Source organism: Pseudoramibacter alactolyticus ATCC 23263 (assembly GCF_000185505.1).
GTDB lineage: Bacteria > Bacillota > Clostridia > Eubacteriales > Eubacteriaceae > Pseudoramibacter > Pseudoramibacter alactolyticus.
Genome location: NZ_GL622359.1, coordinates 1,734,258 through 1,754,592, shown reverse-complemented (window position 1 = coordinate 1,754,592; position 20,335 = coordinate 1,734,258). Strand labels below are relative to the sequence as shown.

Below are 20,335 nucleotides of genomic sequence, written 5' to 3'. Positions count from 1 at the left end.
TGTGGAGATCAATGCATTTAAAAAGCGCATCGCATCGGCCTTGCCCGTTTCGCTGAGCGAGGGGCAGCTGGAGAAATTGTATCGCTTTATGGAAAGTCTGAAGGCCGTGAACGAACACATCAATTTGACCCGGATCACCGACGACAACGCTTTTGTGGAAAAGCATCTGCTGGATTCGCTGGCCTGCCCGCTGACGCCGGCGGATCAGCGGATTATTGACGTCGGCACCGGCGGCGGGTTTCCGGGCATTCCGTTAGCCATCGCTTATCCGCAAAAGCAATTTGTATTGGTTGATGCGACGGCTAAAAAAGTGAAGGCAGTGGAAAAAATTGCGGCGGATCTCGGGCTTGCGAACATCGAATTGACGGCGGCCCGGGCCGAGGCGCTGGGAAAAAATCCGGCGTACCGCGAGCGATTTGACGCGGCGTGTTCCCGGGCCGTGGCGGCCTACGGCATTTTGAGCGAGCTTTGCCTGCCCTTGGTCCGGACCGGCGGCACGTTTTACGCCTGGAAGGGCGAAAAATATCGGGAGGAAATCGACGCGGCGATCGACGGCGTCGAGACGCTTGGCGGCGGAGAGATCCGGGTATCTCAGAATTTACTACTGAAAAACACGGCGTTTCATGTTATAATTCAGTGTATAAAAAATGGGCGGACGCCGGCACAATACCCTCGAAATTACGGACAGATTAAGAAAAAGCCGTTGTGTTAGCATCCGTTTCACGTGAAACCCTGGGAGTCTTAAATGCGAAAGAAAAAGAAAGACCTGAAAGAAAAACCCAAAACGCAAAGTGCCGTGATCCTCATTCCGATGGAACAGATTATTCCCAATCCCAATCAGCCTCGGAAAACTTTTAAAGATGAAAGTCTGACCGAACTGGCGGAATCCATTCGGACCTTTGGGGTCATTCAGCCGATTCAGGTGCGGAAGGTCGATAATGAGCTTTATGAACTGGTTTCCGGGGAGCGGCGGCTTCGAGCGTCCAAATTGGCGGGAATGCAGGAGATCCCGGCAATGGAGGTCACCATCAGCGACAAGGATTCGGCGGTGATCGCCATCATCGAGAATGTGCAGCGGGAGGATTTGAGCTTTTTCGAGGAGGCGGAAAGCTACCGGCAGCTGATCAAATATTACGATATGACCCAGGAGCAGGTGGCGGCCCTCATCGGCAAATCCCAGTCTTTTGTGGCCAATAAAATCCGGCTGCTGAAATTGGACGATCAGGTGATTCAGGCGGTGAAAACAAATCAGCTGTCGGAAAGGCATGCCCGGGCATTGCTCAAAATTCCGGACGAGGCCATCCAGCGGGAAGTGATTGAACAAATTCATAAACAGGATTTGAATGTCAAAAAAACCGAGGCCCTGGTTGAAAAAGTCCGTGAAGAGGTGATGATCAATAATTACGATGAAAAAATTACCCCGGGCAAAAAAGCACGCGTTAAATCCTTCATTAATGCGCAGATTTATATCAACACCATCAAATCGGCTTTTAAAGTGGTAAAGGAAAACAAGCGGTCGGCCAAATACAAAGAGACGGAAAAAGATGATCGCATTGTGATTACCATCACCATTCCAAAATAAGATGCCGAATCGTTCCGGAATGCGAAACAAAGAAAGGAATCCCATGTCAAGATCAAAAGTCGTCGCGATCTTTAATCAAAAAGGCGGCGTCGGCAAGACGACTACCTGCATGAATTTGACAACAGCGCTGAGCATGGACGGCTACCGCGTGCTGACCGTCGATATCGATCCCCAGGGCAACACGACGAGTGGTTTTGGGCTGGATAAAAATCAGCTTGAAAAGAGTATTTACGACGCGCTGATTGGCGATTTAGATTTGCGGGAGATCATTTTAACCACGGGATATGACCGGTTAAACATTTTGCCGTCGAATATCGAGCTGGCCGGTTCGGAGATCGAGCTGACCAAAATGGCCCAGCGGGAAACCAAATTGCGCAAGGTGATCACGCCGATCAAAGATTATTACGATTTTGTCTTTATCGATTGCCCGCCTTCGCTGGGGCTGTTGACGATCAACGCGCTGGCCGCTTCCGACTCGGTGCTCATTCCCATTCAATGCGAATATTATGCGCTGGAAGGGGTGGGACAGCTGATCAGCACCATCAGTTTGGTTAAAAAAGGATTGAATCCCGCCCTGGATATCGAAGGGGTTTTACTTACCATGTACGACAGGCGGACTAATTTATCCATGCAGGTGTCTGATGAAGTGACGGATTATTTCAGAAACAAGGTGTATCATACAAAGATTCCGAGAAATATTCGTCTGGCCGAGGCGCCGAGTTACGGCGAGACCATTTTTGAATACGCGCCCAGATCCAGGGGGTCTGCCGCGTATCAGGAATTTGCCAAGGAATTTATCGGGAGGCAGCAACATGGCAACGCGTAAACACAAGGGGCTGGGCAAGGGACTGGCCGCCCTCATTTCCGAGGATGTGCATTTTGATGACAGCGGCGATATTATCGCCGGCGATCAGGCCGGTTCAGAAGCTCCGGCGCCGGATCAGCTGGTCTTTGAAGTGGCGATTGACAAAATCAGGCCGAGCAAGGGGCAGCCGCGAAAGCAATTTGACAAACAGGCTTTAGAAGAGCTGTCGGTCTCCATTCGGGAGCACGGCATTTTGCAGCCTTTGGTCGTCAAGCCGGAGGATAAAGGCTATTCGATTATCGCCGGGGAAAGACGATGGCGGGCGTCCAGGATAGCTGGGCTCAAGCAGGTGCCGGTGATCGTTAGGGATTTGCCCGCCCGGGACGTGATTGAAATCGCGCTGATCGAAAATGTGCAGCGGGAAGATCTGAACCCCATTGAAGAAGCAATGGCCTATGAGCATTTGACCAAGGCCTATCATCTGACTCAGGGGGAGATCGGCATCCGCATTGGGAAAAGCCGGACCGCCGTCACCAACACCATGCGGCTGCTCAAGCTGCCGGAGTCGGTCCGGGAAATGGTATTGGAAGACCTATTGTCGTCGGGTCATGCGCGGGCTCTTTTGGGATTGGAGGATCCCAGGCAGATGGCGGTCCTGGCTAAAGAGATTGTTCAGAAAAAATATTCGGTTCGTGAAACCGAGAAAAAAGTGCAGGCGCTCAAAAATCCGAAAAAACCTCGGCCGAAAATCGAGCGAGATCCTTATATCGTCGACGTGGAGGATCATCTGCGCGATCAATTTAAGACAGGTGTGCGCATCATTCCCCAAGGGAAAAAAGGAAAGGGCAAGATCGAACTGGCATACTATTCCCTGGAGGATCTGAATCGCATTTTGGATTTATTAAAATAGGAGGTTTGCATGAATTCGAGAAAATTTCATATTCGGCGAAAAATCAATTCATTGACGACGGCACTCATCGGGAATATTTTTAATTTATTGATTATCCTGGTGCTCAAAGGCGTTTTAGACGTCATTCAGACCGCGAGAGGCGATGACCGGTATCCTTTGGGATTTGGCATTGCCGCCTTGGCCATCGTGGCAGCCTATTGGGTGTTCTTCACCTATAAAGCCTTTGCCAATTCCACCGATGACGACGACCGAAATTACGGACCGTATCTGCTGCTGTGCATGCTGCCGACGGTGCTGTTCACAGTCATTGCACTGTTAATCATGCAATTTGGCGGCAACGCATCCTTTGCCGGCGTGTGGAACGGGCTGACCTTTGGCATCGCGCCGACGCTGTTTTTGTACTTCCCCTATGGGGTGATTTATCATGTCATGGGCGCGAAGGTGCCGATGATTGCCTTTTTCCTGATGGTGTTGGCGCTGATGGTGGCGCTGCAGTCCATCGGATTTATGCTGGGCAAAAAACAGCGGGAAGCCACCGAAGCCAAAGAACGCCGGCGCAAAGCTCTGGCAGAAAAACTCCAGGCCGAACAGGCGGAAACCGAAGCTCAGAGAGCAGCGACCATGGCGGCGGCACCGGTTAAATCGGCGGCATCCGCTTCAGTGTCAAAAGTCAGATGGCGGGCGGCCGATCGCGAACGCATGGGGCGCCCGACCCGGAAAGATCCGTTCAGCGATGTGGAATCGCCTTCGATTATCGAGACGGAAGCCTTTTCGCCCGTTACGGACAAAATGGTTGAAAAAGTCATGAGGGAAGAAAGGCGTAAAGAGCGGGCGGCCGCCCTTCAGGAACGGCGGATGAGAAAGCCGGCCAAGCGTCAGGACGGCGAAAGCCCGGGCTGGATCGATCCGAAAAAGATCCGTAAGAAAAAAGATCAGGGCGATGGGCAGTAAGCGATCAGCAAAGCGTATTCCAATGCAGCTTCGGCTGCATTTTTTAGAATCCTGGCAAAAACTGAACCAATTAAAGGAGAATTATGGGCAAGAACGCAACATTTGCATCGGTATTCTGGAAATTTGTGGGCGACATCAACACGACGGTGATCATCAGCAAACTCATTTCAGTGGCGGTGACACTGGTGATCATGCTCATCGCCATGCGCATTGCCGACAAGGTCACCCAGAGCATTTTTGTCATCCGCAAGAAAACCGCGGTTACCACCCTGCAGGACGCCAAGCGCAACCGAACCATGGCCAAGGTGACCAAATCGGCCGTCAACACGGTGATCATGGTCTGCGGGATCTTGCTGATCTTCTCGTATTTTGTCAATGTCGGGGCGCTGCTGACCGTGGCCGGCGTCGGAACGGTGGCCATTGGTTTCGGGGCCAAGCGCATCGTCGAGGATCTGATCTGCGGTTTCTTTATCGTGTTTCAGGAGCAGTTTTACGTGGGGGATTACGTCGAGATCGAGGACGATCACTACGGCGTGGTGGAAAACATCGGCACGATGATGACCAAGGTGCGCCTGATTGACGGCAGTCTTTTCATGATCCGCAACGGGGAAATCAATCATTTGGTGAACCATTCCCGGGGACTGCTCAGCCATGGCGTGGATATCGATATTGCCTATGGCGAGGATGTTGCCCGGGCGATCGATGTGGCCAACCGCGTCTGCGACGAGGTTTACAAGAGCGACGATGCCGAGCATTTTCCGGAAAGACCCCAGGTGGGGGGCGTGGCCCAGATGGATAAAGACGCGGTGACCATCCGGGTTTATGTAAAAAGCGATGCGGCCCATCGGGTAGCGGCGGAGGCTCAAATGCGCCAAATTTTAATGGCGGCGATGGCGACCGCCCGGATCAAGGCGCCGAAGAAGAAAATGATCGTCGAACAAAATGCAGCCGATTAAAAAGGAGGGACGTGTCGATAATGGAAAAAAAACAATATGCTCTTGGGGACATTGTGATGATGAAAAAGCAGCATCCCTGCGGCACCAATGCGTGGGAAATCATCCGCATGGGCGCCGATATCAAAATCCGCTGCACCGGCTGCGGGCATATCGTGATGCTGCCGCGGCAGAAATTTGAGCGCATGCTTAAAAAAATACTCGAAGCGGCGGAAGAAAAAGCAGAATAAAAGCTTGATTGCGGCGTAAAATCTGATATAATTAGAAAGCTACAAGTATCCTTGTACAGAGGGTATGCGCTGACGCCGGCGAAATCCGGCACGAAGCAGGCACACCCCTGCCGCAGGGCAGTCCAACCCTGTACCAAAAGACCATAAGGAGGTGAAACCATGAAGGCCTACGAAACCATGTTTGTTTTAGTACCGGAATTGGAAAAGGAAGCGATCGATGCCGAAGTCGCCCGCGTGAAAGCCATCATCGAAAAAGCGGGTGAGGTGGAAAACGTCGACGAATGGGGTAGCCGCAAACTGGCTTACACGATCGACAACAAGTATACAGACGGTTACTATGTCGTGATCGACTTCAAGGCGGAAAATTCCGTTCTGGACGACTTGAACCATCTGTACCTGATCAACGATAGCTATATCCGCGATATCATCATTGCCAAGGAAAAATAAGGAAAGAGAAAGGATAGAACCATGAACAAAGTCATGCTGGTTGGCCGATTAGCCCGCGATCCGGAATTGCGCTCGACGGCGAGCGGCACTTCGATGACGACTTTTGCAGTCGCAGTGGACAGGCGTTTCCAAAGAGACGGCCAGCCCACCGCCGATTTCTTTAATGTGGTTGCTTGGGGGAAACAGGCGGAAGTCATCAGCCAGTATCTGAGCAAGGGGCGCCAGATCGCGCTCAACGGCCGCCTGCAAACGCGGAATTACCAGGCCCAGGACGGCAGCAAGCGCTACGTCACCGAGGTGGTTCTGGAAGAGTTTGACTTTATCGGCAGCCGCAATGACGCCAGCGGCGGCGGTTACAGCAATAATCGCAGCAGTCAGCCGGCGCCGCAAAACAACATGCCGTTGGATGATGATATGGACGATGAATTTCATCTGATGGCAGACGATGACGATGTTCCGTTCTAAAGGAGAAAATTATGCCGAGACCATTTAGAAGAAGAAGAAAGGTCTGCGAATTCTGCGAACACGAAGACATGGTCGTGGATTACAAAGACATTGCCACCTTAAAGAAATACATTTCTGAAAGAGGCAAAATTTTACCGAGACGGGCCACCGGTGCCTGCGCCAAGCACCAGCGCAAGATTACCCAAGCGGTTAACCGCGCCCGCAACATGGCGCTGCTGCCCTATCAGGCAGACTAAGCCGTTATTCATAACCGAATTCAAAAAAACAGAAGGAAATTCCTTCTGTTTTTTTATTGCCGTTGATGTTATTGGGTTAATAGCGCACACAAAATTCCTTTTCACCTGCGGAGAGCGGGCGCTTCTCCCGGGTGATGCGGTCGATGCGAATCCACCTATGATCGTTCAATTGTCTGATAAATAAATCGATATCGGCGGGATCCCCCTGAATCTCCAGTTCCACCGAACCGTCATAGCAATTTCGGGCCCAGCCGGTGAGGGCATAGGCCCTGGCCAGCTGGGCGGCGGTGTAGCGAAAGCCGACACCCTGGACCCGGCCGAAAACCTGAAGATAATAGCGAAGCATTCAGCGCCACCTCCTGATATTTTTAATGTGATCTTTGCAGCATTCATTGAATCACAGAGAACTGAGATCAAAATTAAATTCTCGATTTTTGGCGGGATATGTTATAATAAACAGTCATATGATGACGGCGTTTGGTTTGGCATGGCGGCTTTTCATGAGGCAACAGGGTCGCGAGCATTTGTCAATTGAAATGAATTAATCAGAGAATCGAGGATTTCATGCATTTGAAACCACAGGCGATCACGGAGGGAATAGCGACAGCTGCAGCCGCAGTGGTTCTATCGCTGTTGTCGCTGCACTTTCCCCTGATGATCTTTTTTTATCTTTTATCGGCGCTGCCGATCGCCGTTTTGGCGGTGCGGCAGCGTCTGGCGGCGGCGGTCACGGCCAGTCTCGGCGCGATGGCCCTGCTGGCGGCGATCGTCGGCGTCGGGGCCGGCATCAGCTTTGCGCTGTATTTTTTGCTGGTGGGCTGTGCGCTGGGCTACGGCCTGAGCAAGGGGGCGGACGGCTTCCGGCGAATCGGTCTCGGTTATTTCGGCTGTTTGGTCTTTTTGATTGGGCTGATGATCATCTATCAGGCGGTGACGGGGCACGCCTTTGTGCAGGTCTTTTTTCGTCAGATGCAAACAGCGACCGCCCAATGGCTCAAGGTTTATGCGGCGGCAGGACATTACAGTGCCGCACAGATCGGCCGGACGGCCAAGGTATTTGGACAGGCACTCGTCCAGATGAAGCGGGATTTTCCAACCATGGTGCTGCTCATTCCCTTTGGCATCAGCTGGATCCTTAACTTGCTGCTCGATTTGATACTGGCGCGGCTTCAGATCGCACAGCCTCGGGTGCTGCCGCTCAGTCATTGGCGGCTGCCGAAATCTCTGCGGGATTTTCTTTTTATCGTGCTGATAGGGCTGCTCGTGGCCCAGCTTGCCGGCGCCGGCAGCAATCTGTATGTGCTCACCCTCATGGGGATCACGACCTTTGTGTACGGGCTGATGGGCTTGTCGTTTTGTTTTTGGTTTTTTAACCGCCGTCTGCCCCGGGAAAGCATGGGGCGCAAGACCGTGATCGTGCTCATTGTGATGGTCGTGCCGTCGAGTTTAAGTATCCTGTCGATTCTCGGGGTGCTCGACGCCTACACCCCCCTGCGGCTGCGCATTATTTTAAGAGAGGGCAAGCGACGATGATGAAATTTCTCAAACACTTTAATGTGATGGCGATCATTGCGGTCATCATCAGCTTGCTGCTCATCCGATACAATCACATGGCGGGTGTGGTCATGCTGGTATTGGCGGTTTTTGTCGCCGGACTTCAAGGATGGGAAAACGACCTGAAGGCCGAACGCGAGGAAGAAAGCTATAAAGCCGTTTCCCGGCAGGTGGCAAAGATCAACCGCGACCGAATGTACGAAATGCCCTCGCCTTCGGTGGTGGTCGACGGGGAAGGCGTATGCCTGATTCCTAATCGCGCGTTTATCCGCACCTTCGGCCGGGAGCTCGGCAAAAAAGGGGTTCAAATTTTTGAGACGTTAAAGATTAAGCCGGAAAATGGCCAAAAACTGGACGGCAGTTTTCGGGAGCTGGCTTTCCAGGAGCATTGGTACACCCTGGTGATTTCGGCCTTTACCCATGGCAATCAATCATTGTATCTGCTCAATTTTAACGACATCACCCACCTCAAGCAGCTTGAGGCCAGGTATCGCCACAGCCAGACCGTATTCGCCTATATCCAAATCGACAATTACGACGATATCAGCGAACAGCTGACGGTGCAGGAACGGTCGATCCTCCTGGGGAAGATCGATGTGATCTTGGTGCAATGGGCCCAGCGCAACGGCGCGATCATTCAAAAATACGAAAACAATCATTATTTGGCTGTTTTTAACCGGGATGCCCTGATGATTATGGAGCGGGAGCATTTTCATCTGCTGGATGAAATTCGGGATGTGAGTATGGAAAACCTGCCGGTCACGCTGAGCATTGGCATCGGCTTATCGGACGAGCGCAAATCCATCCAGGATGCGGATGCCATGTCCCGGTCGGCGCTCGATGTGGCACTGGCCCGGGGCGGCGACCAATGTGTGGTCAGCATGGATGACAAGAACGCTTATTACGGGGGCAAGACCGAGGCCAAGGAAAAACGCACCAAGGTCAAGGCGCGCATCAAGGCACACGCTCTGCGCGATCAAATGGTCGATGCCCACAACGTGGTGATCATGGGACATCAGACGCCGGATATGGACTGCCTCGGTTCGGCGGTGGGGCTGATGGGCGCCTGCCGCAGCCTCAACCGGGAATGCCGCTACGTGCTTAAGGAGATCAACACGAGCATTCGCTCGCTCATCGACTACCTGAGCAAAGACGAGCATTACGCGCACGCCTTTGTGACCCCCCAGGAAGTGCGGGATTTCGTGGAGGAAGGGACTCTGCTCATCGTGGTGGACACCCAGAATTTTAACTACGTCGAGATGCCGGAGCTGCTGGATCAGGTGTCGAACGTCGTGGTGATCGACCATCACCGGGCGTCGGGCAAATCCATCAGCGATATGATTTTCTCCTATCTGGAGGCCTACGCCTCGTCGACCTGCGAGCTTGTCACCGAATTGCTTCAGTATTTTGACAACAAGGATATTATCAAAACCACAGAGGCCAACGCCCTGCTCGCGGGGATGTGCATGGATACTAAGATGTTCACGGTGAAGACCGGGGTGCGCACCTTCGAGGCGGCGTCTTTTCTCAAGCGTAAGGGCGCCGATACCGTTATTGCGAAGACCCTGCTGCAAAACGATATTGAAACCTATGCGGCGCGATCCGAAGCGGTGACCAACGCCGAATTTTACGACAACACCATTGCCATCTCCCTTTATGAAAACCACACGGAAAACGCCAAGCTCATCGCGGCGCAGGCGGCGGACGAGCTGCTGAATATCCGGGGCATCGGCGCGTCCTTTATCGTGCTGAAAACCGAGGGCGGAATCTTTATCAGCGGGCGCTCCATGGGTGATGTGAACGTGCAGATGATTTTGGAAAAATTGGGCGGCGGCGGCCATATGACGATGGCCGGAGCTCAGCTTCACGATATAGAAGATTTGCATCAGGCGCGGGGCCTTTTGGTCGACGCCATTGAATTTTATAAGAAAGAGAGTGCATCAGAATGAAAATTGTATTAACCGCCGACGTGGAGAACGTCGGCAAAGCCGGCGATATCGTCAATGTAAAAAGCGGATACGGCCGCAATTACCTGATCAAACAGAAGCTTGGCGTGCTGGGCACCAAGGAAAACATCCGAAAGGCCGAGGCGCATAAAGCCCGGCTGGCCAAAGAACGGGTCGAGGCCCATCAGGCGGCGGTGGAACTGGCGCAGCAGATCGACGCGTCGGAGCTCATCATCAAGGAACGCGCCGCAGACGACGGCACGCTCTTCGGCTCGGTGACCAACAAAAATATTGCCGAAGCGCTGGAAAAGGATCTGGGTATCAGCGTGGATAAGCGCAAAATTGAATTGGCAGAGCCGATTCGCAACGTCGGCAAATTCGCCGTTAAAATTAAAACGACAGCCGGCGTGGAAGGCAAGCTGACCGTGATCGTTACCAGGAAAAAATAAACGCAGCGCCATATTGTGAGAAAGGGGGAGAACCGTGCCGACCAATCCGAGACAATTGCCGCACAGTGCCGAGGCCGAAGCTTCGGTGCTGGGCGGCCTGATCATGAACGCTGAAAAGCTCATGGTGGCGGAAGAGCATCTGCGCGCCGAGGATTTTTATGATCCCCGCAATCAGCAGATTTATCAAAACATTCTCGCCATGCGCGAGGCCGGCCAGCCCCTGGATTTGGTGACGCTGACCCAGCGGCTGACCGATGTGGATCTGATCGAGAAAATCGGGGGTCCAGCCTATCTGGCCGCGCTGGTGCAGCAGGTACCGATGCTCAGCAACTTCGAGAACTATTGCGTGATCGTTCAGGATCAGGCGCTGCTGCGGCGTCTGGTGCAGGCGAGCTCGGACATTCTCGATGATTGCTACGGCGAATACGAAAGCGTCGCCGATGTGGTGGAGGCGGCCGAGCGCAAAATCTTTCAGGTCGGAGAAGGCCAGATCAAAGGGGATTTTGCGGCTATCGGCGACGTGGTCGGGGAGACAATTCAGCATATCGAAGAAGTGCGTACCCATCGGGGCGAGACCACGGGACTGGCCACCGGCTTTAAAGAGCTGGACTTTAAAACCTCCGGCCTGCAGAAATCCGATTTAATTTATGTCGCCGCCCGTCCTTCGATGGGAAAGACGGCCTTTGCGCTCAATCTGGCCCAGCATGCCGCAGTGAAAGAGAAGGCCTCGGTGGCGATCTTCAGCCTTGAAATGTCCCGGACGCAGCTGGTGCAGCGCATGCTCTGTTCCGAAGGGCTCATCGATTTGTCCAAGGTGCGCACCGGCACCATGGATAACGAGGAATGGCGGGTGATGGCTGACGCCGCCGGGAGGCTTTACGGCACGAAGATCAAAATCGACGATACCGGCGGCCAGTCCCTGGCGGATATCCGCTCCAAGGCCCGGCGGCTCAAGGCGGAAAGCGGTCTCGATCTGGTGCTCATCGACTATCTTCAGCTGATGACTGGCCGACGCGGCGTTGAAAACCGGCAAAACGAAATCTCCGAGATCTCCCGCGGGCTCAAAGCCCTGGCCCGGGAGCTGGACTGCCCGATCGTCTGCCTGTCGCAGCTCAGCCGCGCCCCCGACGGGCGGCCGGATCATCACCCGATGCTGGCCGACCTGCGCGAGTCCGGCTCCATCGAACAGGACGCCGATATCGTGCTCTTTCTTTACCGGGCCTATTACTACGATAAGGAAAACAGCAATCCCAACATGGCAGAGCTCGATGTCGCCAAGCAACGCAACGGCCCGACCGGCCGCATCAATCTTACCTGGCGTTCGGAATTCACGCGCTTCATGGATTGGGCCGACGAGAGTACCTATTCGGATCCCGGCCCGGCGCCGTTTTAAAAGGGTATGCGCATGACAGAAGAGCGAACCCGCGGCGTTTTGTATATCGTCGGCACGCCCATCGGCAATCTGGAGGACATGAGCTTTCGCGCGGTCCGAATTTTAAAATCGGTGGATTTGATCGCCGCCGAAGACACCCGCAACACCATCAAGCTGCTCAATCATTTTGAGATTCATACCAAGATGGTGAGCTATCATAAATACAATGAGAAGGCCGCGGCGGCGGAACTGGTGGATCGCCTGCAAGGCGGAGCGACTATCGCCCAGGTTTCGGATGCGGGGATGCCGGCAATTTCCGATCCCGGGCAGGTTCTGATCGCGGCCTGTCACGCTGCGGGGGTGCCGGTGCGGGTGGTGCCCGGCCCGACGGCGGCGCTGTCGGCGGTAGCCCTCTCCGGCATGGATTGCCGCCATTTTGTCTTTATAGGTTTTTTGGGTAAGCAGAACCGTGACCTGCGGGCGGGGCTCGAGGCCATTGCAGCGTCGGCGATGCCGGTTGTGCTTTATGAATCTCCTCATCGGCTATGCAAGACGCTGGCAAAGATGGCCGCGCTTTTCCCGGACCGGGTCATGAGCATTTCCCGGGAAATAACCAAGCAATATGAAGAGACCCTGCAGGGGACGGTGGCGGATATGTGCGATCATTTTGCGGCGCATCCCCCCAAAGGGGAGTTCGTGCTCATCGTCGGCGGGGGAGACGGTCCGACCGATGAGACGGCGGCGCTGAATGACGGGTCCCTTGCTGCGCACATGGCGCATTACCAAAGTCAGGGCATGAGCGAAAAGCAGGCTATGAAGGCCGTGGCCCGGGACCGCGGGGTGAGCAAACGGGAAATCTACGGGCAGATCAAAATCGCACCGGAAAAAGAAGAATAGCACGCATCAAAGAATCGGCCGGCGCCGGGAAAGGCGGCCGGTTTTTTTTGCGGGCGAAGCGGCCGGCGTTTGATTTTGACAGGGTTTTGGCATTACGGTATAATAAAACAATTAATCAGAAGATTGCGCGTATCGCAAGGGGAGAATCTTTTTTCGATCGGTTTTCGATCAAAAAACGAAAGATTGTCCCGTTTTTATTGAGCCAAACGGATGCGGACAAGTGCCGGCCATCGATCATCGGCCGGCCCAAAATAAAGGAGTGCACCATGCCAGAAGAGAAGAAAACTTTTTATATGACCACGCCGATTTATTATCCCAGCGGGGATTTGCATATCGGCCATACCTACACCACCGTGGCGGCGGACACGCTGACACGGTTCAAGCGCCAGCAGGGCTACGACGCCTATATGCTCACCGGATCGGACGAACACGGTCAGAAGATTCAGAAAATCGCCGAGGAAAAGGGCGTGACGCCCAAGGCCTATGTGGACGGTACCGTGGCCAAGATCAAGGAACTCTGGAAGCTGATGAATATTGATTACAGCCAGTTCATCCGCACCACCGACGCGGATCACGTGAAGAGCGTTCAAAAAATCTTCAAGCGGCTCTATGATCAGGGTGATATCTATAAAGGGCGCTATGAAGGCTGGTACTGCACCCCGGACGAAGCCTTCTGGACCGACACCCAGGTGGTGGACGGCAAGTGTCCGGACTGCGGCCGTCCGGTGGAACGCGCCTCCGAAGAAGCCTATTTTTTCAGGATGTCCAAATACGCCGACCGGCTGCTGGATTATATTGAAAGCCACCCCGGCTTCATCCAGCCGGAGGCCCGCCAGAAGGAAATGATCAATAATTTTATCAAACCAGGCTTGCAGGATCTTTGTGTGTCGCGGACGTCCTTTGACTGGGGGATTCCAGTAGAATTTGATCCTGGCCATGTGGTCTATGTCTGGATTGACGCGCTGTCGAACTATATCACGGCACTGGGCTATCTCAACGACAAACCCCAGCTGATGGATCGCTACTGGCCGGCGGATTTGCACCTGGTGGGCAAGGACATCATTCGTTTCCATACCATCTATTGGCCGATCATGCTGATGGCGCTGGATCTGCCCCTGCCGAAAACCATTTATGGTCACGGCTGGATTCTCCTCAAAGGTGGGAAGATGTCCAAGTCCATCGGCAATGTGGTGGACCCCGTCGAGTTGGTGAAAAAATACGGTGTTGACCCCCTGCGCTATCATGTTCTCAAGGAAATGAAATACGGCGCGGACGGGAATTACAGCGAAGACCTTTTGGTTGGGAATATCAATGCGGATTTGGCCAACGATTTGGGCAATCTCCTTTCCAGAACCGTTGCCATGACCGTTAAATATTTTGACGGGACCATTCCTGAAGAACGCCAGAGCGGCGATCATGATGATGCATTGGCCCGGGTGGCAGAAGCCGTGGTCCAGAATTACGCGAAATGGATGGACAAGCTGGACTTCAGCCGCGCTCTTGAAAGTATTTGGGAGCTCATTGGCCGCGCCAATAAATATATTGATGAAACCGAACCCTGGGTTTTGGGTAAGGACGACAGCCAAAAATCTCGCTTGGCAGCAGTGCTCTATAACTTGAGTGAAGCCCTGCGCATTGTCGGGGTGCTCATTGCGGCACCGATGCCGGAAACCAGTGACAAGATTTTGGAACAGATGCGCATCCCGGAAGATTTGGCAACTTGGGACAGCATCCAGCATTTTGGAAGCTATCCATCGGGTGTCCAGGTGGAACGCTGCGAACCTCTTTATCCGAGAATTGATGTGAAAGCCCTGGCCAAGGAGAAAGAAAAGGCCGATCAGGCGGCGGCTAAGCAGGCTAAAAAAGCGAAGAAACAATCCAAGAAAGCGACGGCCCCCGGTGTGATCACCATCGATGATTTTGGCAAGGTTCAGATGAAAGTAGCCGATGTGCTGAGCTGCGAAAAACATCCCGACGCTGATAAGCTTTTGGTTTTCCAACTCGACTTCGGTGATGAAAAGCGCCAGATCATTTCCGGCATCGCCAAGTGGTATGCGCCGGAGGATTTGGTCGGCAAAAAGGTGATCGCCTGCACGAATCTTAAACCGGTGAAACTCCGGGGAATGGACTCCAACGGGATGATTCTTTCCGCTGAAAAAGACGGCGAACTTCGGGTGTTGACCGTCGATGGCGATATGCCCGCCGGATCGATTGTGGGGTAAACGCATCAAAACCATCATGGCCATGGGTCGTGTGTGAATGAAAGCGGTCTTCGGACCGCTTTTTTAATGCCTGGAAATCGGCGGAGAGTTAGTCAAAACATATCAAAAAACCTTTAAAAAAGTGGCTTTTCGCGCATTTTAATTGTTGACTTAGCCGGGGGAAAGTTATATACTTATGGCTGTATTCCGACAAAAACACTCGGAATTTATCACTCGGATGATCATGGAGGTTATATATGTCAGATCAATTACTCAAAATTCGTCAGCTGTCGGTGGACGTTGGCGAAAAAGAAATCTTGCATCAGATAGATTTAGATATCCATAGAGGAGAAACCCATGTCCTGATGGGACCGAACGGCGCCGGCAAGTCGACGCTGGGGTATGCACTGATGGGGAATCCGCGCTATGAAGTGTCCGACGGCGATGTGGTCTTTGACGGCAAAACCATTCTTGAAGAAAATGCCGATTTCCGTGCGAAAGCCGGCCTTTTCCTGTCTTTCCAGAATCCGCTGGAAGTGCCGGGGGTCACCCTGTCGAACTTCATCCGGAACGCGGTGGAGCAGCAGACCGGTGAACGGGTGCGGCTCTGGGATTTCAGAAAGCAGCTCAAGCAGGAATTTGAAATTCTCAACATGGACCCGAGCTACGCCGACCGGGATCTGAATGTCGGTTTCTCCGGCGGGGAAAAGAAAAAGGCGGAAATTCTGCAGCTTTTGATGCTCAAGCCCAAGCTTGCCATTTTGGACGAAACGGACTCCGGCCTTGACATCGATGCGGTGCGCACCGTTTCTAAAGGGGTTGAAGAATACCAGAAGAACGAAGACGGCGCGCTGCTCATCATTACCCACAGCACCGGGATCCTCGAGTCCCTTCATGTGGACTATACCCATGTGCTGGTGGACGGGCGCATCGTGGCCAACGGCGACGGCTCGCTGGTGGATGACATCAACGCCCACGGCTACGAAAAATTTGTCGAACAGGCTAAGGCGGCACGGTAAACACGCGCCCAGAAAGACAGGCATTGCAATGAAAGAAAAAACTTACGTAGAAGATGTCAACCGGTCGATTTACGATATCAAGGACGAAGAAACGGATTTTTACAAGGTGGACAACGGCCTGACGCCGGCAATCGTCGAAGAGATCTCGAAGGAAAAGAACGACCCGGAATGGATGCGGGACTTTCGCCTTAAATCCCTGGACATCTACAACCGCAAACAAATGGCAGACAATTGGGGGCCGCCGATCGACGGCCTGAACATGGACGATATCGTGACCTATGTGCGCCCGAAGACCCAGATGAGCGCCAAGTGGTCCGATGTGCCGGAAGACATCAAGAACACCTTTGAGCGTCTCGGCATTCCCCAGGCAGAGCGCCAGTCGCTGGCCGGGGTCGGCGCGCAGTACGACTCGGAGCTGGTGTACCACAACGTCCGCAAGGAAGTGGCCGAGCAGGGCGTGGTCTATACCGATATCGAAAGCGCTCTGCGCGGGCCCTACGCCCAAATGATTCAGGATCACTTCATGAAACTGATTCCCCCGGGAGATCACAAATTCGCGGCGCTCCACGGGGCGGTGTGGTCCGGCGGGTCCTTTGTGTACGTGCCCAAGGGCGTTTCGGTGGAAATTCCGCTGCAGTCCTATTTCAGGCTGAACGCGCCGGGGGCCGGCCAGTTTGAACACACGCTGATCATCGTCGACGAAGGGGCGGACCTTCATTTTATCGAGGGCTGCTCGGCCCCGAAGTACAACGTGGCCAACCTGCACGCCGGCGCAGTGGAACTGTTTGTCGGGAAGAACGCCAAGCTGCGCTATTCCACCATCGAAAACTGGTCCAAGAATATGTATAACCTGAACACCAAGCGGGCTAAAATCGAAGCGGGCGGCGTGATGGAATGGGTGTCCGGGTCCTTCGGTTCCCACGTGTCCTATCTTTACCCGATGACCATTCTCGACGGGGCGGACGCTCGGATGGAATATACGGGAATCACCTTTGCCGGCCACGATCAGAATCTCGACACCGGGATGAAGGTGGTGCACAACGCGCCGCGGACCACTTCGGCGGTCAATGCCAAGTCCATTTCCAAGGACGGCGGCATCTCGACCTATCGCTCCTCGGTGGTGGTGACGAACAAAGCCAAGGAAGCCAAGTCCTCGGTGTCTTGCGCTTCGCTGATGCTCGACGACATCTCCCGTTCGGACACCATTCCGGCGATGGACGTGCGCACCCAGGACGCGGATATCGGACACGAGGCCAAGATTGGGCGCATCAGCGACGACGCGGTGTTTTACCTGATGTCCCGTGGGATCTCGGAGGAAGACGCCCGGGCGATGATCGTCTCCGGTTTTGCGGATAACGTTTCGAAGGAACTCCCGCTGGAATACGCCGTGGAAATGAACAACCTGATCCGCTTGGAAATGAAAGGGGCCATTGGGTGACGACGATGACAAACACAACAACCAAAACCCTCACGGTCAACCATTTGCCGGGGGAAACCTGGAACTGGCTGAAGATGAACGATGCCCGGGTGGCGGTGGCGCCGATGTCGGAAGAGATCACTCCGACGATGGACGTGCCGGCCGCCGTTTCGACGGTGGACAGTCTGTTGGGCAAGACGGCCATATCGACGGGCATGGGCCCGGATATGGAAGCGCTGGTCGCGCCGGCCAGGGTGCTGTGCTTTTCGGCGGCGGGCGCGGTGGATGCGCCGGTGCGCCTGAGCTATCGGGCCCGGGGCGGCGTGCAGCAGATCGGCGCCGCGGCGTTTACCCTGGCGGCCGGCAGCACGATGACGGCGGTGATGGATTACGCCGGCGACGCGGCGGCGGGCACGCTGGCGGTGCAGACCAAGATTCAGATCGGCGAGGACGCGCGGCTCAGGCTGGTGCAGATCCACCGGGCCGGTGAGCATATCCGCGTGTTCAACGACGTGGGCGCCCGCTGTGACGCCGGCGGGCGTCTGGAAGTGATCCACATCATGATGAACGGCGGCCCGACCTATGCGGGCTGTCGGGCGGATCTCGCCGGGGAAGGCAGCAGTCTGAAGGCGGACATTGGTTATCTGGTGGAAAATCAGGGCCTGCTGGATATGAATTATGTGGCCAACCATCTGGGGAAAAACACGGACAGCGAAATCAACGCTTCCGGGGTGCTGCGGGATACGGCCGAAAAGCTCTTCCGCGGGACCATCGACTTCAAGCGCGGCTGCGGCGGCAGCGTCGGCAACGAAAAGGAAAATGTGCTGCTGATGGACGACGCCGTGGTGAACAAAACCATCCCGCTGATCCTCTGCGCGGAAGAAGATGTGGAGGGCAACCACGGGGCGACCATCGGCCGTCTGGACGACGAGCTGCTCTTTTATCTCGAAAGCCGGGGCATGAATCAGGCGGATATTTACGAAATGATGGCGCAGTCGCGCATCGCGGCGGTGTGCCGCCTCATTCCTGACGCAGTGACCCGGGAGGCGCTGCTGAAAACGCTGGAAGGGAGCGGGGAAGCATGAGCGCATTGACAACCGCAGAGTTAAAAGCCCTCCGCAGTCAGTTTCCGCTGATCGCCGGCAGCGATCTGGCCTATCTCGACAACGCAGCGACGACCCAGAAGCCCCAAGCCGTGCTGGACGCCGTTAATCATTATTATCAGCGGGAAAATGCCAACCCCTTCCGCGGACTCTACGATTTGTCCCTGGCGGCGACCGACGCCTATGAAGCGGCCCGGCAGAAGACGGCGGATTTGATCCATGCCGGCCGGCCGGAGGAAATCATCTTTACCCGCAACGCCTCGGAAAGCCTGAACCTTGCGGCCTTCAGCTTGGGGGAATGCTTGATCGGGGCCGGAGACGAAATTGTCGTCGGCATCATGGAGCATCACAGCAATATGCTGCCCTGGCGGCTGATGGCCGAGCGCAGGGGCGCGAGCGTCAAATATCTGAACTGCGCGGCGGACGGCGCCGTGACGGAAGCGGATCTTATGGCGGCGCTCACCGAAAAAACCAAAATCGTCGCCATCACCCAGATGTCCAATATTTTCGGGCGGGTGCTCGACGTGAAGCGTTTTGCCGAGATCTGCCACGAACGGGGTATCGTCATCGTGGTGGACGGCGCCCAGAGCGTGCCCCATTCCCGGGTGGATGTGCAGGCGCTCGACGTGGATTTTCTGGCATTTTCCGGCCACAAAATGTTTTCGCCCATGGGCATCGGCGTGCTCTACGGCAAAAAAGCTTGGCTCGAAAAGATGCCGCCCTTCCTCTCCGGCGGCGAAATGATCGATATGGTCACCACCGAGCGCATCGTGTACGCGCCGCTGCCCCATAAATTCGAAGCCGGCACGGTCAACGCCGGCGGGGCTGTCGGCCTCGGTGCGGCCATTGATTTTGTGAATGCCGTCGGCATGGATACCATTGAAGCGAGGGAGACGGCTCTCACGGCCTATGCCCTTGAACAGATGCGGCGGGTGCCCTATCTGACGGTGCTCGGCTCCGACAAGCCGGAAGAACACCATGGCATCTTAACCTTTAAGCTTGAAGGCGTGCACCCCCACGATATCACGGCCATTCTTTCCGAGAATCGGGTGGCGGTGCGGGCCGGTCACCATTGCGCTCAGCCGCTGCATCAGCATTTGGGGATTCCCTCGACAACCCGGGCCAGTCTCGCGTTTTATAACACCGAGGAAGAGGTGGACCGGCTGGTGGCCTGCCTCGGGCGGATCAGAAAGGAAATGGGCTATGAACAATAGAACCTTTTATAACGAAGTGCTGACGGATCACAACCTTCATCCGATGCACAAGTGCGAGTTGCCTGACGCCGACATGGTGCACGAGGGTGTCAACCCCAGCTGCGGCGATGATATTTGGCTGCAGTTAAAAATGGACGGGGATGTGATCGCCGGCGGAGCGTTCCGCGGCGATGGCTGCGCGATTTCCCAGGCTTCCGCCGATATGATGCTCGATCTGATCATCGGCAAGACCAAAGAGGAGGCGCTCGCCCTTACGGATACCTTTCTGCGGATGATCAAGGAGGATATTTCCGAGGAAGAAATGGAAACCCTGGAGGAAGCCTCCTCGCTGCAGGACATTGCCCACATGCCGTCCCGAGTGAAATGCGCGGTGCTGGCGTGGCACACCCTGGAAGAAATGATCGCCGGCGACAAGGACACACCGACGACCACCGAATAAATTTTTGAGATCGAATCCGCTTTGTTCGTTTAAAAAGCCGAAACTTTGCGATTGCAAAGTTCGGCTTTTTTGTTTATAATCAGATGTAAACCATTAAAGAAAAATTTTTGTCATGATTCCTGCGTACAAAAGGAAAAATTACCGG

Annotated in this window: 22 protein-coding genes; 21 read left to right on the top strand and 1 reads right to left on the bottom strand. The window is 54.5% G+C overall.

What is annotated here, in order from left to right; genetic code table 11:
* The first annotated feature begins 1 nt into the window (after position 1).
* The 10 genes from rsmG (at position 2) to rpsR (ending at position 6,579) form a co-directional block, all read left to right on the top strand.
* Positions 2 to 712 (top strand): 16S rRNA (guanine(527)-N(7))-methyltransferase RsmG, encoded by a 711-nt coding sequence (rsmG, locus tag HMPREF0721_RS08425; RefSeq protein WP_050786985.1) that lies wholly within the window; start codon positions 2 to 4, stop codon positions 710 to 712.
* Positions 713 to 745: 33 nt separating this feature from the next.
* The gene (locus HMPREF0721_RS08420; protein WP_006599274.1) at positions 746 to 1,582 is read left to right on the top strand and encodes a ParB/RepB/Spo0J family partition protein; all 837 of its coding nucleotides are present in this window, start codon (positions 746 to 748) and stop codon (positions 1,580 to 1,582) included.
* Positions 1,583 to 1,625: 43 nt separating this feature from the next.
* Positions 1,626 to 2,408: a ParA family protein gene (locus tag HMPREF0721_RS08415; protein ID WP_040640006.1), complete on the top strand. Its 783-nt coding sequence runs from the start codon at positions 1,626 to 1,628 to the stop codon at positions 2,406 to 2,408.
* The gene (locus HMPREF0721_RS08410) at positions 2,395 to 3,297 is read left to right on the top strand and encodes a ParB/RepB/Spo0J family partition protein (RefSeq protein WP_006599272.1); all 903 of its coding nucleotides are present in this window, start codon (positions 2,395 to 2,397) and stop codon (positions 3,295 to 3,297) included. Before HMPREF0721_RS08415 ends, HMPREF0721_RS08410 begins: the two co-directional genes overlap by 14 nt.
* A gap of 9 nt (positions 3,298 to 3,306) precedes the next feature.
* Positions 3,307 to 4,248, top strand: coding sequence for an MATE family efflux transporter (locus HMPREF0721_RS08405; RefSeq protein WP_006599271.1), 942 nt, complete (start codon positions 3,307 to 3,309; stop codon positions 4,246 to 4,248).
* Between the two features lie 83 nt (positions 4,249 to 4,331).
* Positions 4,332 to 5,204 (top strand): mechanosensitive ion channel family protein, encoded by an 873-nt coding sequence (locus HMPREF0721_RS08400; RefSeq protein WP_006599270.1) that lies wholly within the window; start codon positions 4,332 to 4,334, stop codon positions 5,202 to 5,204.
* A gap of 20 nt (positions 5,205 to 5,224) precedes the next feature.
* On the top strand, positions 5,225 to 5,431 hold the full coding sequence (locus HMPREF0721_RS08395; RefSeq protein WP_006599269.1) for a DUF951 domain-containing protein: 207 nt from the start codon (positions 5,225 to 5,227) through the stop codon (positions 5,429 to 5,431).
* A gap of 159 nt (positions 5,432 to 5,590) precedes the next feature.
* Complete coding sequence (gene rpsF, locus HMPREF0721_RS08390) at positions 5,591 to 5,878, top strand: 30S ribosomal protein S6 (RefSeq protein WP_006599268.1); 288 nt, start codon at positions 5,591 to 5,593, stop codon at positions 5,876 to 5,878.
* A 21-nt stretch (positions 5,879 to 5,899) separates the two neighbouring features.
* Complete coding sequence (locus tag HMPREF0721_RS08385; RefSeq protein WP_006599267.1) at positions 5,900 to 6,343, top strand: single-stranded DNA-binding protein; 444 nt, start codon at positions 5,900 to 5,902, stop codon at positions 6,341 to 6,343.
* A gap of 11 nt (positions 6,344 to 6,354) precedes the next feature.
* Positions 6,355 to 6,579: a 30S ribosomal protein S18 gene (gene rpsR, locus HMPREF0721_RS08380; protein WP_006599266.1), complete on the top strand. Its 225-nt coding sequence runs from the start codon at positions 6,355 to 6,357 to the stop codon at positions 6,577 to 6,579.
* A gap of 76 nt (positions 6,580 to 6,655) precedes the next feature.
* Here the strand turns inward: rpsR and HMPREF0721_RS08375 are convergent, their stop codons facing one another.
* Entirely contained in the window at positions 6,656 to 6,925 is a 270-nt protein-coding gene (locus tag HMPREF0721_RS08375) for an acylphosphatase (RefSeq protein ID WP_006599265.1), read from the bottom strand.
* Between the two features lie 218 nt (positions 6,926 to 7,143).
* Here HMPREF0721_RS08375 and HMPREF0721_RS08370 point away from each other — a divergent pair, with 218 nt between their 5' ends.
* The 11 genes from HMPREF0721_RS08370 (at position 7,144) to sufU (ending at position 20,190) form a co-directional block, all read left to right on the top strand.
* Positions 7,144 to 8,112 carry a DUF2232 domain-containing protein gene (locus HMPREF0721_RS08370; RefSeq protein ID WP_006599264.1) on the top strand — a complete coding sequence of 323 codons (969 nt, stop codon included), beginning with the start codon at positions 7,144 to 7,146 and terminating at the stop codon, positions 8,110 to 8,112.
* Positions 8,109 to 10,082 (top strand): DHH family phosphoesterase, encoded by a 1,974-nt coding sequence (locus HMPREF0721_RS08365; RefSeq protein ID WP_006599263.1) that lies wholly within the window; start codon positions 8,109 to 8,111, stop codon positions 10,080 to 10,082. The genes HMPREF0721_RS08370 and HMPREF0721_RS08365 overlap by 4 nt, the downstream gene beginning before the upstream one ends.
* Entirely contained in the window at positions 10,079 to 10,528 is a 450-nt protein-coding gene (rplI, locus tag HMPREF0721_RS08360; protein ID WP_006599262.1) for a 50S ribosomal protein L9, read from the top strand. The genes HMPREF0721_RS08365 and rplI overlap by 4 nt, the downstream gene beginning before the upstream one ends.
* A 34-nt stretch (positions 10,529 to 10,562) precedes the next feature.
* On the top strand, positions 10,563 to 11,921 hold the full coding sequence (gene dnaB / locus HMPREF0721_RS08355) for a replicative DNA helicase (protein WP_006599261.1): 1,359 nt from the start codon (positions 10,563 to 10,565) through the stop codon (positions 11,919 to 11,921).
* 12 nt (positions 11,922 to 11,933) lie between these two features.
* A complete protein-coding gene (gene rsmI / locus HMPREF0721_RS08350) occupies positions 11,934 to 12,797 on the top strand; it encodes a 16S rRNA (cytidine(1402)-2'-O)-methyltransferase (protein ID WP_207635243.1) in 864 nt (287 codons plus the stop codon).
* 266 nt (positions 12,798 to 13,063) lie between these two features.
* Positions 13,064 to 15,019, top strand: coding sequence for a methionine--tRNA ligase (gene metG / locus HMPREF0721_RS08345; RefSeq protein ID WP_040640419.1), 1,956 nt, complete (start codon positions 13,064 to 13,066; stop codon positions 15,017 to 15,019).
* A 236-nt stretch (positions 15,020 to 15,255) separates the two neighbouring features.
* Positions 15,256 to 16,017: a Fe-S cluster assembly ATPase SufC gene (gene sufC, locus HMPREF0721_RS08340; RefSeq protein ID WP_006599258.1), complete on the top strand. Its 762-nt coding sequence runs from the start codon at positions 15,256 to 15,258 to the stop codon at positions 16,015 to 16,017.
* Positions 16,018 to 16,045: 28 nt separating this feature from the next.
* Complete coding sequence (gene sufB, locus HMPREF0721_RS08335) at positions 16,046 to 17,455, top strand: Fe-S cluster assembly protein SufB (RefSeq protein WP_006599257.1); 1,410 nt, start codon at positions 16,046 to 16,048, stop codon at positions 17,453 to 17,455.
* A 5-nt stretch (positions 17,456 to 17,460) separates the two neighbouring features.
* On the top strand, positions 17,461 to 18,519 hold the full coding sequence (locus HMPREF0721_RS08330) for a SufB/SufD family protein (protein ID WP_006599256.1): 1,059 nt from the start codon (positions 17,461 to 17,463) through the stop codon (positions 18,517 to 18,519).
* Positions 18,516 to 19,751 (top strand): aminotransferase class V-fold PLP-dependent enzyme, encoded by a 1,236-nt coding sequence (locus tag HMPREF0721_RS08325; RefSeq protein WP_006599255.1) that lies wholly within the window; start codon positions 18,516 to 18,518, stop codon positions 19,749 to 19,751. Before HMPREF0721_RS08330 ends, HMPREF0721_RS08325 begins: the two co-directional genes overlap by 4 nt.
* Positions 19,741 to 20,190 (top strand): Fe-S cluster assembly sulfur transfer protein SufU, encoded by a 450-nt coding sequence (gene sufU / locus HMPREF0721_RS08320; RefSeq protein ID WP_006599254.1) that lies wholly within the window; start codon positions 19,741 to 19,743, stop codon positions 20,188 to 20,190. Before HMPREF0721_RS08325 ends, sufU begins: the two co-directional genes overlap by 11 nt.
* Positions 20,191 to 20,335 lie beyond the last annotated feature (145 nt).

Coding starts and splice junctions, on each gene's coding strand:
- HMPREF0721_RS08330 (WP_006599256.1), top strand. CDS start 17,461: ATGACAAACACAACAACCAAAACCCTCACGGTCAACCATTTGCCGGGG.
- HMPREF0721_RS08415 (WP_040640006.1), top strand. CDS start 1,626: ATGTCAAGATCAAAAGTCGTCGCGATCTTTAATCAAAAAGGCGGCGTC.
- HMPREF0721_RS08400 (WP_006599270.1), top strand. CDS start 4,332: ATGGGCAAGAACGCAACATTTGCATCGGTATTCTGGAAATTTGTGGGC.
- HMPREF0721_RS08385 (WP_006599267.1), top strand. CDS start 5,900: ATGAACAAAGTCATGCTGGTTGGCCGATTAGCCCGCGATCCGGAATTG.
- HMPREF0721_RS08325 (WP_006599255.1), top strand. CDS start 18,516: ATGAGCGCATTGACAACCGCAGAGTTAAAAGCCCTCCGCAGTCAGTTT.
- rsmI (WP_207635243.1), top strand. CDS start 11,934: ATGACAGAAGAGCGAACCCGCGGCGTTTTGTATATCGTCGGCACGCCC.
- HMPREF0721_RS08410 (WP_006599272.1), top strand. CDS start 2,395: ATGGCAACGCGTAAACACAAGGGGCTGGGCAAGGGACTGGCCGCCCTC.
- rplI (WP_006599262.1), top strand. CDS start 10,079: ATGAAAATTGTATTAACCGCCGACGTGGAGAACGTCGGCAAAGCCGGC.
- HMPREF0721_RS08370 (WP_006599264.1), top strand. CDS start 7,144: ATGCATTTGAAACCACAGGCGATCACGGAGGGAATAGCGACAGCTGCA.
- metG (WP_040640419.1), top strand. CDS start 13,064: ATGCCAGAAGAGAAGAAAACTTTTTATATGACCACGCCGATTTATTAT.
- sufB (WP_006599257.1), top strand. CDS start 16,046: ATGAAAGAAAAAACTTACGTAGAAGATGTCAACCGGTCGATTTACGAT.
- HMPREF0721_RS08405 (WP_006599271.1), top strand. CDS start 3,307: ATGAATTCGAGAAAATTTCATATTCGGCGAAAAATCAATTCATTGACG.
- HMPREF0721_RS08395 (WP_006599269.1), top strand. CDS start 5,225: ATGGAAAAAAAACAATATGCTCTTGGGGACATTGTGATGATGAAAAAG.
- HMPREF0721_RS08420 (WP_006599274.1), top strand. CDS start 746: ATGCGAAAGAAAAAGAAAGACCTGAAAGAAAAACCCAAAACGCAAAGT.
- HMPREF0721_RS08365 (WP_006599263.1), top strand. CDS start 8,109: ATGATGAAATTTCTCAAACACTTTAATGTGATGGCGATCATTGCGGTC.
- sufU (WP_006599254.1), top strand. CDS start 19,741: ATGAACAATAGAACCTTTTATAACGAAGTGCTGACGGATCACAACCTT.
- HMPREF0721_RS08375 (WP_006599265.1), bottom strand. CDS start 6,925: ATGCTTCGCTATTATCTTCAGGTTTTCGGCCGGGTCCAGGGTGTCGGC.
- rpsF (WP_006599268.1), top strand. CDS start 5,591: ATGAAGGCCTACGAAACCATGTTTGTTTTAGTACCGGAATTGGAAAAG.
- sufC (WP_006599258.1), top strand. CDS start 15,256: ATGTCAGATCAATTACTCAAAATTCGTCAGCTGTCGGTGGACGTTGGC.
- rpsR (WP_006599266.1), top strand. CDS start 6,355: ATGCCGAGACCATTTAGAAGAAGAAGAAAGGTCTGCGAATTCTGCGAA.